Source organism: Brachyspira innocens ATCC 29796 (assembly GCF_000384655.1).
GTDB classification, from domain to species: domain Bacteria; phylum Spirochaetota; class Brachyspiria; order Brachyspirales; family Brachyspiraceae; genus Brachyspira; species Brachyspira innocens.
Window position 1 is genome coordinate 1 of sequence record NZ_ARQI01000118.1, and the last position, 15,423, is coordinate 15,423.

Here is a 15,423-nt window from a genome sequence, read left to right on the forward strand (position 1 = left end):
GACATGCCTATACAAGCAAATCAGCTTCCAAAAAAAGCTCAGGATTTTATAAGTGCTAATTTTGCTAATGACCCTGTTGTATATGCTGAACAAGACAGAAATAGTTTTAAGGCAGAACTTCAAAGCGGAGTAGAAATTGACTTTGACAGAAACGGTGATTGGACTGATGTAGGCTCTGAACGTACCCCTTTACCTACAAAATTTATACCTGCAAATATAATGAAAGCTGTTGAAGGAAAATATCCTCAAGTTCCAGTATTAGAAATAAGCAAAGAATATTTAAGCTACAAATTAAAACTAGGAAACAATAGAGAAGTTTATGTTGATAACAACGGTAAAATAGTAGGTGATAAATTAGACTAATAGTTTAAATATTAAATAATTAAAAAGGACTTATGATTATTTTCATAAGTCCTTTATTTTTTATAAATAGACTTGTTTCAAAACTATTTTTATTTATAATTTCGGGGACTAGCCCCCGCACCCCACTTCTTTTGCCGAATAGGCACCTACTCGGTGGTGACCCAAAGAAGCAGGCACAGCCCGCAGACGCGAAAGACTGCATATTTATATATTAAAATGATAAATTATACAACATGTAAAACATACGATTTATTTAATAATTAATATTATATAATTTAGCATAAAATAATAAACTCATGAAATTATTTGTCAAGTACTTTTAAAAGAAGTCTAATAACTAAAAAGGACTTATGGAATAATCATAAGTCCTTTATTTTTTATAAATATTTAATTATTTCACATTAGGATCAAATATACTGTCTTCTGTCAATAAATCTTTGTATTCTGTAAGGTAATAAGCTATAAGTTCCTCAACCTGTTTTTTATATTTATCTTTTAAACTTGGCTTAGTACCGTTTATTGCATCTCTCCATAATATTCTATTTAAAATGTCAGTTACTATGCCCTGAAGAGCATAAGGAACTTTATAATCTCCAAAATGATTAAAACCAAGATTATGCAAATGTTCATGAAACATTAAACCTGCTAAATTAGCATATGGTTGACTTTGCTTAAGATAAGTAAAATAATCTCCAAACAAAACAGACTCAGAACTTCCCCAATTACCTGTGCTAAATCCTACCCATTTTCCAATAGGTATTTGACTTTCTGGCTGAAGTCCGTAACGTAAATATCTTGATTTTCCTTCTTCGCCTGTACCAGAACCAGCAGCAGTACCCATCTTCACATATACAAAATCGTATTTAAGAGAACGTATACAGTCAATTAGTTTTTGAGGTTCATATTGGTCTCCATATACTAAATTATGTCCGTCATAAGAATCCCCAACAGAAGATTTTAATTCATTCTTCTTTTCATTTACACCATTTACAAACTCCTCAGTATTAAGTGCAAGTCTAAGAAGTGCCATACATATTAGCATATATCTTTTTTCATCTACTGTAATAGTGGTGTATTTTGTCAATCTGCTGTCTATCTCAAAACGCTCTATACCTACCTGCCAGTAAGGATATTTTTCATCTATAGTTTCTTTACTAAAATCTTTTGGCTTTAATGCACTATTAGTACATCCAAAAACAGACAATAACACCAAACTAAATACAAATAATTTTTTTATCATATATATCTCCTTAAATTAATTGTTGGGAAGTATTTTAACACCTACCTGAAAACCTATATCAAAACTAGATACTGTTTGTTTAGTAAGTGCTGCAATATTCTGATTAGCAATAGTTTGATTATTTATAGAAGGTTTTTTCAATGATAAGCCGAAATCTCCTCCTATATATCCGCCCAATACTAATGCAAATTTCTTATCCGTATAAACAGAATAATCTACAGAAAATCTAATATAACCCATTGCCTGAACTTTAAACAAGTCTTTTACTTGAAAAGCATTATAATACTCTATGTTTCTATCGATATTCTTATTCTTATAATCTGTATATGCAGAGATTGATTTTGCATATAATGGAATTTTTAATCCTAAATTTAATCCGAATGAAAACTTTTTCCAATTAAATTTGGGATATACTCCTATAGCTAAACTTTCAAGTGTATAATTTAGCGTATCTTTATAATTTTTATCACTGCTGTTTCTATAAAAAGAAAACTCATCATGAGCATATCCTAATTCGCCAAGAACACCAACACTCATATCTTTATTAATCTCAAATCTGTATCCTATATGAAATGAAGCCCCAGCATCAAACCCCACAGCAGATTTTCTCTCAAACTGTTTTACTGCAGTTTCAAAATTATCCTGCTGCTGTTTAGTAGGATTTTTGTTGGTTAGAGAATAACTGTTTAACCCAACACTCATTCCAATAGGAACAAATATACCTATCTCTATGCCGCTTTTAGCAAAAAGACTGCTTGCTGCAAATAAAAGCAATATTATAAATATATTTAATAATCTTTTCATAATTTTCTCTGTTATTATTTTTTTACTACAATTTTTTACTTAAATTAATTCATAGGTCTTATTCTAGTACCTATCTGAATTCCTAAATCCACACTAGACATATTACCTATAGGAACATCTACTTGAGTACCGCTGATTTTACCTACACTGCTAGGATATTTTAAAGCAAAGTCATATCCCAAATATGCCCCTACAACAAAATCAAATTTAGCAGATGTATATACTGCATAATCAATAGTTACTTTTAAATATGGTATTATATTAGAAGAAAAATAATTTTTATAATTTTTTGTGTCAAGCATTTTAATAGTTTCTGTAGAATAGCCCAAAAGTTTATTATAGCTGGAATCATTAAATGTACCGCTTATAATAATTTTCATGCCGAATCCTATACCTAAAGAAAATCTTTGATAATTAAATCGAGGAAGTACACCTATAACAATGCTATTAAAATTATAGTATCTATACTTCTGCATTTTTAGAGACAAAGAATCTGTATTAATATCATTTGCTCTGTAATTAAGAGTATCTCTGCTGTATCCAAACTCTCCCATAAAACTAAAACTCATATCGCTGTTGAGTTCTAGTCTGTATCCCGCCTGAAACAAAACTCTTGCTTCAAAACCTACATGCGAAGTTCTTGTATTATTGCTTATATAGCTGTTATAAGTATTGCTTTGAGCTTTGTCTAGACTTGAAGGCGGTTTATTATAGTAGTGAATTCCTACTCCTATTCCCATAGGAACAAAAACACCTAATTCAAGTCCGCTTTTTGCAAACGAAACAGAAGTAAAAGCAAATAATACCAATAATATTTTTGCTGCTTTCATCTTTATCCTTTTATTTAATATAATTTTTATACTACCATATGTTAACATATTATTCAAGCACTTTTTTTACATTTCAAACAAGTATGCATATTGTCATATAAACAATTAAGCAAAAATAAACAAAAAATAAATTGTGTAAAAAAAATTATATAGTATAATTTAACATTAATATATTTTATACTTCGGATAATAATATGAAATACAATACATTAAAAAATAATAGTTTTTTGATAATATCATTAATACTGATAATAATAATGTACTATCTTATAACACAATTAATATTTCCAATGTTCTCTGTAAACAAAATGAATTTCAGCATTATAGATATAATTTATGTATATGTGTTTTCAATAATATCATATATACTTTCAAATAAAAATAAATTAACTTCATACTTTTTTATAATAGTAGCAGTATTTTCTTTTTTCACAATAGAACCATTAGGAATGACAATAGAAGCAAAACCTTTATTTTTTACTGATATGCCAGACATGTATCCTTCTCTTATAGAGGTACTTCCGCTATATATGCAAATAATCACTATTACTGCAACAGTTCTTTATTTCGGACTATTACTTGCTTATGCTTTATACTTTATATACGGGCTTTATAAAATGTATAAAACAAATATAAAAAAAGCCGTTGTAATGACAATAGTAGTTATATTTGTAACTTATATATCATTTTTCAGACCTGTAAAAATTAATTCAATATACGCTGACTATAATGATATAGCAAATAAATACGGAATTATCAACACCATAAGCTATAGAATATCATACGATAAATCTGTAGAAGCAAGAGACAATAAAGAAAGTGTTAAAGAGGCATTAAAATTATTAACAGACATTCAAAATAAAAGAGATATATCAAACTTAATACTTCCATATGATACCGATAAAAAAAGAAATGTATTTGTAATATTTATGGAATCATTTTACGATTATGAACATTTTATTCCTCTTATGGATAAAGATCCTTTCCCAAAAGAATACAGAGAATGGGCAAGTAATTCTACAAGAGTGGGACCTAATGATAGCTACGGAAGTTTATTTGCAAGAACATCTGGACTTATAGCTTCTTCTCCTTTATTTCCTAAAAAACAAAAAACTCCTATATATACAGCTTTGCCTTATATTATGAAAGATAACGGATATCATACAATAGCATTAGAAGAATCGGGAGTAACTTATTATCTTGATGCATTGCTTCCAAATATTGGAATGGAAGAAGTAGTTTTCAGTTTGGGACTTACTAATATAAAAAATTATATAAAAACTAATAATTATGATAAGCCTATATTTTTGGCAGGTTTTACATTTATGGGGCATGCTGGAAGCCATGTTGAAAATGATTTAAACGTATATGACAACAATAAAAGATTGATGGATAAAATAAGTAAAAAAGATATACCAGTACTTATAGAGACTATGGAAAACTCTGCATTAGCAGCCAAAGATATAATAGATACAAGAGACACTATATTAGAAAAATATCCTGATGCAATTATAATATTTAAACATGATCACTTATATCCGTATTTAAAAACAATAATAGAAAACTCATCTATAGATAACAACATAAAAGAAGATTTCTTCAATGATAATACAATATCTCCTATGTTAATATGGAATGGCACAAACGGAGCTTATAGATTTGAAGAAGACGGATTTCCTCCAGAAAATATTCCTATGTTTGTAGCAGTAAATACAAAAGCAAATTATACCAACTCTATAATATCACTTTTATATAAGGATAAAATAGATAATATTATAAGATATTATAACGCTTTCTATACTAATGATAATGGAAGTATAAAAAAAATAGAAGTAAAAAAAGACAGCACTTCATATATAGTTAATCATGCTCAAAAAATATTATCTGAAGATATACTAAGAGGCAAAAAATATATTTATACTTATATAAATAATGACAAATAATAAATTAATTATACAACTATATCAATACCATCTACTAAACTTTACTTTTATAATTATTTTTTGTATAATAGTATTATGAGAAATATTAATGTTTTGAATGATTATTTTATGAGATATCTATTTTCATCACAAGACAGCAATCCTATATTGCTTGATTTCATTAACTCTATAATGCTTGATTCTAATATGAAAACTTTTAGATCAGTAGAAATACTGACACCTTCGCCGAAGGCGGGCAGATGCCTTAACTATAAAGAAAATTACGAAGACAAAGAAACTATTGTTGATGTAAAATGCATTACTCAGAATGGAACGGTTGTAATTATAGAAATACAATTACAAGGTAATTCAAGATTCCCAGAACGAATATTATATTATTGGGCTTCAAATTACAGTAAATTATTAAAGCATGGAGAAAAATACGATGCTTTAACTCCAGTAATTAGTATTAATTTGCTTAATTTTAATTTAGATGATAATGATAACGTACATTCCCTGCTATATGATTTATGATACTAATAATAGATTACTAACAGACCATCTGCAGATACATATAATAGAATTAGATAAGTTCAAATATAATTTACTAAATCCTGATTTGAATTGCTGGATTAAATTTTTTACTATGAAAGAGAAAGATAATAAGGAGGTTATAATGTCAGAATTAGTAAAAGAAAAACCTATAATGGAAGAAGTACAAAAAAGATACAATAACTTTATTAAAGATAGATTAATGATGAATGAATATGATAAAAGACAGGCATATCTATACGGCAATCAGATAATGCTTGAAGAAGAAAGAAGATTGGGTATTGAGGAGGGTATCATAAAAGGAAGAGAAGAAGGTATCAAAGAAGGTATTAAAGAAAACAAAATCACAATAGCTAGAAATTTAAAAAATTCTGGTTTAGATATAAAGTTTATTAGTGATAATACAGGATTAAGTATAGAAGAAATAGAAAAATTGTAAGTGATTAAAATTACTAATATAAAAGTATTTATAAGAAACTTATAAATATACAGATATCATGAAATTTATATATTAAAAATAAGTAATAAAACTTCGATATTCAATTAATTATCTCGAATTACAGACTTATCGCTACATAATACCATAGTAATAATACCTACTATACTGCCAGTTATAAGCGAAAGTATAAATACAGGCACTATCAAAAAACTAATGTCTGGAAGACTAAATAAATACTTTGATAAAAATGCCTGCGATAAATTACTTACAAGAGAACCTGCTAAACTTATACCAAAAATAGAAAATACATTTTTAAAATAGCTCATTAATTTCATCACTATAATAGAACTAATTCCTCCGCATAACCCCAAATAAAAAGGAGGCGTAAATATATATGCAAACACTAAAGCAACCGATACATTTTTTATAAGTATAAGAAGAATAAATTCTTTGAAACTAAATACATCTATTACCATTAATATTACAATAAAAGAAAAACCTATTCTAAAATAAGGTATAGGTCTTGGAAACATATTTTCAACAGCAGCTATAAATGATGATATAAAAGCAAAAAATATTATATCATATATTCTTCTTTTTCCAGTATGATTTTTTATGTCATTAAAAAATTTCATAAACAATTCCTATTGTACAATAGAATCTATCTCTATATCATTTTCAAGATTTTTTTCAAATCTTATAGATATACCATTAGGCATGCATATTATAGGAGCATTTTTCAAAATACCTGCTTTAACACATAATTTATCTCTGCAGCATGAATCTAAAAACATTACATTTCCGTTAGTTATAACTATTTTAGACTCACCAAGCAAGCCTTCAATGATAATTTCTCTGTCAGTATTTAAATCATATCTTAATGATTTATTATATGAATCTATTATTATTTTACTGCTTTTATTTTGTATAAGAGTTTTGGCGTAAAGAAAAGAAAATAATATTATAAAAATAAATATAATAATATCTCCGAATCTTAAATTTCTCATCAATTACTGAGCTGCCTCTTCATTAGTTGATTCAATCATATTAGTAATGCCTGACTCTCTGTCAATAACTTCTACATCAAAATATGAAGGCTCTATCTGAACCAATTTTGTATGAATAGGTATATTTGCCTCCACAGATATATTTGAATATACGCCTGCATTTGTAATATCTTTCAAATCTATAGAAAGCAAAATATCATTTAAAGATACATTTGTAAGCAAGACCTTATTAGCCTCTAGTACTACCTTATTAACAATAAATGCACTATCGCTATTAATATTAAATCTGCTATTTAAATTATCTATATTAACTGCAATATTATTAAACTCCATTCTCTCAACATCTTTATTAAAAATAACATTAACATTAACCCTAGATACATCAGATTTGATATTTCTAGGCAAATTAAGTCTTGATATTGCTGAATAGTCTAAATACTTATCAGTTAAATCAAGATTATAAGTTTTTATCTCGTCTATAGAAGATATTAAACTTTTAGGTCCAGATATAATAGTATTTGAAGGATTAACTATAATATCATCAACACTAAGCCCTAGAGAAGCTACCCCTATAGTAGGCACTTCTATAGGCACAGTTTTGTATGCTAATTCATCTAAAACTATAGGAAGTTTACTAGGAGATACTGTAATATTCATTTTACTATAATCTATATCTCCTGCTAAATAAATTTCATACATATTACTTCCTATTGAAGCATTTGTAAGGTCTATATAGGCACTGAACTCTGTAGGAAGTTCATAAACATTATCTTTAAAACCTTTTAATGTTATAGTAACATTTTCTGGTACCTGATTTGCTATAAGAAGCCTTGAAGGTATATTTTTGATTTCTATTTTAGTAATATAATCTTTAGTATATTCTTTTTGATATCTTACAAATAAAAAGAGCAAAAAAGACATAAGAAGACATAATAACTTTATCCAAAATCTATTCGTTATATAGTATAACACTTTTTTATAGCTAAACTTTTTTTTAAACTCTGTTTTTCTTTTTTCACTCATTTTTTTATCTCTAAAAGCTCCCCTATTCTTCTGTCAAGCTCTTCTCTGCTTAAATTATATTCAAGTATTCCGTTATGCACTATAGATACGCACTGAGTCTCCTCTGAAACAACTATAACAACAGCATCTGTCTGCTCAGAAACACCAAGTGCTGCTCTATGCCTAGTACCAAGTCTTCGGTTTTTTATCTGAGGCTCTATTTCTGTAAGAGGCAAATATGCACTGGCAGCAGCTATTCTGTTTTCCATTATTATAGCAGCACCGTCATGAATAGGATTATTCTTAAAAAATATAGACTCTACAAGCTCCATAGATATATCGGCATTGAGTTTAACTGCTCTGTCTACTAAAGAGTGAAGAGATATATTTCTTTGAAAAACGATTAATGCTCCGTATCCTTTATATGATAAATTAAAAGTAGCACTCAATATTTTTTGAATTTGATCTTCATCATATCTAAATGACTTTTTTAAAAAAGCCCTTCCGCCTAATATTCTAAGCCCATGTTTAATTTCTGCCTGAAAAAGTACAACTATAGCTATAAGTCCAACTTGAAAGAATTTATCAAATATCCATGATAATGTAGAAAGTCCGAATATTTTTGCTATTATTGTAATGAAGAAAAGGATAATAAAGCCCACTGCTATGCTGTATGCTCTGGTATTATACATAAGCATATATATTATATAAAACAGTATTGCAACTAATATTATATCCAGACCATAAAAGAAATATCGCCAATTTGTTGTTGATATAAAATTACTAACACTGTAAAACATAGCTGTAATATTATAGCATAAATATAAAGATTTGTAAATAACTTTATACGTTTATAAAAAAGTTTGATATTATTAAAACATTATTTATTTTTTTGTATATAAAGTTTTTCCTTCTTTGATAGTTTCAAGCACTTCTATATCCTTTATTTTCATAGGGTCGCATGTTAGAGGATTATCGCTTAATATCACCAAATCTGCAAATTTACCCTCTTCAATGGTTCCTTTTATATCCTCTTCTTTATTTTGATAAGCAGCATTAATGGTGATAGCCTTTAAAGCTTCATAATGAGTAACTTTCTGATTTTCGCCTAGTAATACACCGTCTCTTGTAACCCTATTAACAGCACACCAAATAGTCTCAAGCATATTAGGTTTTATAACGGGTGTGTCCTGATGATATGTGAATCCCAAATTATTATTTAATGCTGTTTTTGAAGCACTAATCTGAGAAGCTCTTTCCATACCTAAATTTGCTAAATGTACATCTCCCCAATAATATACATGTGCTACAAATATAGAAGGTATTATATTAAGATTTGACATAGAAGTATACTGTTCTTCTCTTATTATCTGACTATGTACTAAAACTGCTCTGTAATTATTTGTAGTATTTCTTTTTATCATAACGTTACTGAATGCATTGATATACTGATCTGCTGCTGCATCACCATTGCAATGAGCCTGAAGCTGCATTTTATCATCTAATGCAGTTTCTACAAATTTTTCTACATCGCTGTTACTATATATTCCATATCCTCTGTATCTTGCAGGTCCGCTTACATAAGGCTGTTCTAACCATGCTGTCTTTGCTTGAGGAGAACCGTCTAAAAATATTTTATACCCTCCTATTTTAAATCTGTTGCTATAATTACCTATCATATCACTATTAGTTTTTGCTAATGAATAAGAATTTTTCAAATCTATAAAACCTATAACATCAATTCTAAATCTGTTATTAGTTATCATATTATTTATAAGAGGAAATTCTGCCGTAGAAATTAATGCATCCTGTGCTGTTGTAATACCATATCCCAAATAAACATCTTCTGCCTGATTAATGAAGTTCATCAAGTCCTCATCTGTAAAAGAAAATTTGATACTCTGTGCATAATGCATAAATGCAGCCTCTTCCATATATCCAGTAGGTTTTCTGCTGTTAGGATATCTTTCTATTACACCGCCTGGTATATCTGGAGTATTTTCATTAACTCCAAACTCTTCTAATGCCTTTGAGTTCATAGCTCCTACATGTCCTGAAGCATGAGTTATAAATATTGGGTGAGTAGTAGAAATTTTATCTAAATCATCTCTGTCTGGATTTTTTTTATTTGGCAGTAAATTATTATCATATCCGAAACCAACTACCCAAGCATCTGGTTTTAATTTATTAACTTCTATATAATTAGTAATTTTTTGAGCAATCTCAAGCATATTAGTAGAGCCTGTCAAATCTACTGTAGTAAGCGACTGAGCAAATCTCACCATATGACTATGTGCATCTATAAAAGAAGGCATTAAAGTTTTTCCTTTTAAGTCTACTATTTCAGCATATACATTATTTACTAAACTTTTTTTATCTTCTTCTGTATAGGCTACTTTCATAATAGTATTATCTCTTACTTCAATAGCTTTAGCATAAGAAGCCTCATCTCCTTTCATAGTGAGTATATTACCATTATGATAAACTTTTATTTTATGCGATGTTTTATCATAGCAAGAGTTAATAATAAAACCTATTAGTAAGCAAAAGATGAAGAAGTATGTATTTTTCATTTTTATCCCCTTATATTGTTATTTCTATTTTATTATTTTCATTGTCTAGTATTACGCTCTCATAATATCCATCGCCTGTAGTTCTTGGATATGATGCGATTTTAAATCCATCACTCTCTAATTCTTTTGTAAGGCTGTCAACTTTTTCTTTGCTTCCAACAGATACTGCAATATGAGCAAAACCGTATATATCATAATTAGTGTTTCTTTCTTTTATATCCTTTCTAGTCATTATTTCTAATCGGCAATTATCTTCAAATGTAAGAAAATATGATTCAAAGCCTTTTTTCTCATTAACATATTTATCATTGCATTTACAGTTAAAATACTTAATATAAAAATTTTTAATACTCTCTAAATCTTTAACCCAAACAGCAATATGAGATATTTTCATGTTATAGCCTCATAATAAAATTCTTATATTATTATAACATTAATATAAAAATAAAAAACAGCTATTTTCTTTTTATATGAGTAATTACAGCAAAAATAATGAACTATCGATTAAAAATTATTAAGAATTTATTTTAATAGAAATAATTGGACTTGTTTCGAAACTACTTGACAGAATTATATATAAAAATTTAGAAATTTATCAATCATAAAAATAATGTTTTATAATCCTATCGTTTTAGTATATAAATATGCAGTCTTTTTGCTTCTTTGTGCCACGCCACGGGCGGACAGCGTCCAAAAGAAGTGGGATTTTGCGAAGCACGCAGAGCTGGGGGCAAAGCCCAAACTATAATCAAAAAAATATTAAATTAAAAAACTATAAATATTAAAAAATTGAGTTTTGAAACAAGTCTATTATAATAAAAATCACTTTTCAAAACTATTGATATAATAACTATTGCATATATAATCATTATATTAAAAAAATTAATTAGGAAATAGTATCAATGAATTATCGTATCTTTATAGAAAAAAAAGACGGCTTTAATTTGGAAGCTAAAAGATTAGAAAATCAATTAAAAGAAAATTTTAAAATAAAATCTAGTGTAAGACTTCTCAATGTTTATGATATATTTAATATAGAGGAAAGTCAGTTACAAAACTCCATTAAGGTAATATTTTCAGAGCCTCCTACTGATAAAATAGTTGAAAAGAAAGATTTTGAAAACTTAAAACATTTTGCAGTGGAATATTTACCAGGGCAGTTTGACCAAAGGGCAGATTCAGCAGTTCAATGCCTTAAACTAATATATAACAATATCGAAAATGTTTCTATAGTAAGCGGTAAAGTAATAGTTTTTGAAGGCAATATTGATGAAAGCACTATAGAAAAAATAAAAAAATTCTATATTAACCCTGTAGAAAGCAGAGAAAAAGATTTAAGCAAATTAGAAATAGAAGAATCTCAAAAAGCTGATGATATAAAAGAAGTAGAAAACTTTATTAATTTTAACAGTAATGAATTATCAGAGTATAGAAATAATCTTGATTTGGCTATGACATATAAAGATATAGAGTTCGTACAGAATTATTTTAAAAACGAAGAGAAAAGAAACCCGACAGAAACAGAAATAAAAGTTCTTGATACATATTGGTCAGATCACTGCAGACACACAACATTTATGACAAAAATTAATGATGTGCAATTAGAAGAATCACTAAAAGAAAATAAAAGTAATTTTGCAGAAATTGTACTTAATGCCATTAACAGATACTATGATATGAGAAAAGAGCTTTACGGAGAAGATGTTGACAGTAAAAGAGATATTAACTTAATGGATATGGCTACAGTATCAGCAAAATATATAAAGAAAAAAGGCAAACTTGAAGATTTAGAGATTTCAGATGAGATAAATGCATGTTCTATCTATATAGATGTTGATGCTGTAGATGAAAACGGAAAAAATAAAACAGAAAAATATTTATTAATGTTCAAAAATGAAACTCATAATCACCCAACTGAAATTGAACCTTTTGGAGGAGCTTCTACTTGTTTGGGAGGTGCTATAAGAGATCCTCTCTCTGGAAGAAGCTATGTATATCAGGCTATAAGAGTTACAGGAAGTGCTAACCCTTTAGAAAAATTAGAAGATACTTTGGCTGGAAAACTTCCTCAAAAGAAAATTACTACTACTGCAGCAGCTGGATATTCTTCTTACGGAAACCAAATAGGACTTACAACTTGTTTAGTTAATGAAATATACGATGAAGGATATAAAGCAAAAAGACTTGAAGTAGGTGCAGTTGTAGGGGCTGTTCCAGTAAGCTATGTAAGAAGAGAGAAACCAAAAGCAGGCGATATTGTTATAGTGCTTGGCGGAAGAACAGGAAGAGACGGATGCGGCGGAGCTACAGGTTCATCAAAAAGCCATACTGACACATCTTTAAGACTTTGCGGTGCTGAAGTGCAGAAAGGTAATGCCCCAGAAGAGAGAAAAATACAGAGATTGTTTAGAAATAAAGAAGTTACAAAATTAATAAAAAAATGTAATGATTTCGGTGCTGGCGGAGTTTCAGTTGCTATTGGAGAATTATCTGACGGAATAGATATTAACCTCGATGTGCTTCCTGTAAAATATTTAGGATTAAATGGCACTGAACTAGCAATATCAGAATCTCAGGAGAGAATGGCTGTTGTAGTTGAAAGTAAAGATGCTGATAAGTTTATAAAATTAGCCAATGATGAAAATATTGAAGCTACAAAGGTGGCTGTAATAACTGACACTAACAGACTTGTAATGTACTTGAAAGGCAAAAAAATTGTAGATATAAGCCGTAAGTTTTTAGATACCAACGGAGCTAAACAGGAAACTAATGCAGTATTAAAAAATATTGATTTTGAAAATAATCCTTTCAGCACAAAAAATGCATGCTCTTTAAAATCGCATTGGTTTAATATGGTGGAAGATTTAAATGTTGCTTCTCAAAAAGGGTTAATTGAAATGTTTGACTCATCAATAGGAGCTTCTACAGTGTTAATGCCTTTCGGCGGAAAATACCAAATGACTCCAAGCGATGTAAGCATTCAAAAAATACCAATATTTGACAACAATGCAAAAGAAATAAATACGGCTTCCGCTATTACTTGGGGGTACAATCCTTCTATTATGAAATGGTCAGAGTTTCATGGCGGAATATACTCTGTAATAGAATCTATGTCAAAACTTGTTTCTGTTGGAGCAGATTATAAAAATATAAGATTATCATTCCAAGAATATTTTGAAAAACTAGGCAATGACGCTAAAAAATGGGGAAAAGTTTATTCTGCATTACTTGGTACAATATATGCTCAGACAGAGTTTGACATACCAGCTATAGGCGGAAAGGATTCTATGAGCGGAACTTTTAATAATATATCTGTGCCTTCCACTTTAATATCATTTGCAGTAGCAGCTATTAACAGCAATGATGTTATATCTCCAGAGTTCAAATCCTCTAATAATTATGTTTACTTAATAAAGCATAATATGAAAGAAAATTATATGCCTAATATAGAAGAGATAAAAGAAAACTTTGACTTCTTACATCAAAATATAAAAGACAAAAAAATATTATCCGCATACACTATTAAATTTGGAGGTATTGCTGAGGCTTTAACAAAAATGTCTTTCGGTAATAGAATAGGTGTTGATATAAAAGATGAGCTTTACTTCTTTAACATCATGCCTGCTTCATTTATAGTAGAAACAAAAGAAGAGATTAATTATAAAAATGCCATTCTAATAGGAAAAACTATCAATGAATACAAAATAAAAGTATGCGGTGAAATTGTAGACTTAGAAGAAATAGAAAAATCATGGCTTGAAAAATTATCATCTGTATTTCCATACAAAACTAATGAAGATATAGAAACTTACACGCTAGCTATTTATGAGAGAAAAACTCCTTTTATATGCAAAAATAAAAAAGCTAAACCTAATGTTTTAATAGCTTCATTTTTGGGTACAAACTGCGAATATGATACTCAAAAAGCATTTTCTGATGCAGGGGCAAACACTGACATCTTTGTATTTAGAAATATAAAACCAGAGTACATAAAAGAATCAATAGAAGAGATGTCTAAAAAAATAGATAATTCACAAATATTTATGATACCGGGCGGATTTAGTGCTGCAGATGAGCCAGACGGTTCTGGAAAGTTTATTTCTGCAATACTTACAAATGAAAAAATAAAAACTTCTATACATAAATTATTAGAAAGAGACGGACTTGTTTTAGGTATATGTAATGGTTTTCAGGCATTAATAAAATCTGGACTTCTTCCTTATGGAAAAATAGGAAACATTACAGAAAACTCCCCTACTCTTACATTCAATAAAATAGGAAGGCATATTTCTCAAATGGTAACAACAAAGGTAGTGTCAAACAATTCTCCTTGGCTTTACAATATACCTGTTGGAAGCGAATTAGTTGTTCCTGTTTCTCATGGTGAGGGCAGATTCTTTGCTGATGAAAATATTATAAAGGCGCTCATCAAAAAAGGACAAGTTGCTACTCAGTATGTTAACTTCAAATCAGAGCCTACTAATGAGTTTAGATTTAATCCTAATGGCTCAGCCTATGCTATAGAAGGTATAATTTCAGAAGATGGAAAAGTGTTCGGTAAAATGGGACATAGCGAAAGATACTCAAATAATCTATACAAAAACATCATTACAAAAGATATTTACAATATTTTTGAAAATGGTGTGAACTATTTTAAATAAAAATTTTTTAATAAAATAAATAATATTATA

12 protein-coding genes and 1 pseudogene are annotated in these 15,423 nt (G+C 28.7%); 4 read left to right on the plus strand and 9 right to left on the minus strand.

The features are described from left to right. On the plus strand, positions 1-363 hold a 363-nt coding region (locus tag F811_RS0109655), incomplete at its 5' end, for a PepSY-like domain-containing protein (RefSeq protein ID WP_020005043.1). Positions 364-754: 391 nt separating this feature from the next. On the opposite strand, the gene F811_RS0109660 is transcribed toward F811_RS0109655, so the two are convergent. Genes F811_RS0109660 through F811_RS0109670 form a run of 3 tightly spaced genes read right to left on the minus strand, consistent with a single transcriptional unit; the run spans position 755 to position 3,237 of the window. Beyond that, positions 755-1,603 carry a hypothetical protein gene (locus F811_RS0109660; protein ID WP_020005044.1) on the minus strand — a complete coding sequence of 283 codons (849 nt, stop codon included), beginning with the start codon at positions 1,601-1,603 and terminating at the stop codon, positions 755-757. Positions 1,604-1,618: 15 nt separating this feature from the next. After that, the gene (locus F811_RS0109665; RefSeq protein WP_020005045.1) at positions 1,619-2,407 is read right to left on the minus strand and encodes an outer membrane beta-barrel protein; all 789 of its coding nucleotides are present in this window, start codon (positions 2,405-2,407) and stop codon (positions 1,619-1,621) included. Between the two features lie 44 nt (positions 2,408-2,451). Next, positions 2,452-3,237 carry a hypothetical protein gene (locus F811_RS0109670; protein ID WP_020005046.1) on the minus strand — a complete coding sequence of 262 codons (786 nt, stop codon included), beginning with the start codon at positions 3,235-3,237 and terminating at the stop codon, positions 2,452-2,454. A 194-nt stretch (positions 3,238-3,431) separates the two neighbouring features. Between F811_RS0109670 and F811_RS0109675 the strand changes: the two genes are divergently transcribed. After that, positions 3,432-5,180, plus strand: coding sequence for an LTA synthase family protein (locus tag F811_RS0109675; RefSeq protein ID WP_020005047.1), 1,749 nt, complete (start codon positions 3,432-3,434; stop codon positions 5,178-5,180). Between the two features lie 75 nt (positions 5,181-5,255). Next, positions 5,256-6,150 (plus strand): annotated as a pseudogene (locus F811_RS16060) (Rpn family recombination-promoting nuclease/putative transposase). 104 nt (positions 6,151-6,254) lie between these two features. On the opposite strand, the gene F811_RS0109685 reads toward F811_RS16060, so the two are convergent. The 6 genes from F811_RS0109685 to F811_RS0109710 all read right to left on the minus strand — a co-directional run bounded on the left by F811_RS0109685 (position 6,255) and on the right by F811_RS0109710 (position 11,126). Continuing rightward, on the minus strand, positions 6,255-6,785 hold the full coding sequence (locus tag F811_RS0109685; RefSeq protein ID WP_020005048.1) for a Gx transporter family protein: 531 nt from the start codon (positions 6,783-6,785) through the stop codon (positions 6,255-6,257). Positions 6,786-6,794: 9 nt separating this feature from the next. After that, positions 6,795-7,157: a NusG domain II-containing protein gene (locus F811_RS0109690; protein ID WP_020005049.1), complete on the minus strand. Its 363-nt coding sequence runs from the start codon at positions 7,155-7,157 to the stop codon at positions 6,795-6,797. Between the two features lie 3 nt (positions 7,158-7,160). Beyond that, the gene (locus tag F811_RS0109695; protein ID WP_020005050.1) at positions 7,161-8,180 is read right to left on the minus strand and encodes a CdaR family protein; all 1,020 of its coding nucleotides are present in this window, start codon (positions 8,178-8,180) and stop codon (positions 7,161-7,163) included. Beyond that, the gene (cdaA, locus tag F811_RS0109700) at positions 8,177-8,959 is read right to left on the minus strand and encodes a diadenylate cyclase CdaA (RefSeq protein WP_026364409.1); all 783 of its coding nucleotides are present in this window, start codon (positions 8,957-8,959) and stop codon (positions 8,177-8,179) included. Before cdaA ends, F811_RS0109695 begins: the two co-directional genes overlap by 4 nt. 84 nt (positions 8,960-9,043) lie before the next feature. Then, positions 9,044-10,732: an amidohydrolase gene (locus tag F811_RS0109705; RefSeq protein WP_020005052.1), complete on the minus strand. Its 1,689-nt coding sequence runs from the start codon at positions 10,730-10,732 to the stop codon at positions 9,044-9,046. Positions 10,733-10,742: 10 nt separating this feature from the next. Then, positions 10,743-11,126 carry a VOC family protein gene (locus tag F811_RS0109710; RefSeq protein ID WP_020005053.1) on the minus strand — a complete coding sequence of 128 codons (384 nt, stop codon included), beginning with the start codon at positions 11,124-11,126 and terminating at the stop codon, positions 10,743-10,745. Positions 11,127-11,634: 508 nt separating this feature from the next. On the opposite strand from F811_RS0109710, the gene F811_RS0109715 reads away from it, so the two are divergent. Next, positions 11,635-15,393 (plus strand): phosphoribosylformylglycinamidine synthase, encoded by a 3,759-nt coding sequence (locus F811_RS0109715; protein ID WP_020005054.1) that lies wholly within the window; start codon positions 11,635-11,637, stop codon positions 15,391-15,393. Positions 15,394-15,423 lie beyond the last annotated feature (30 nt).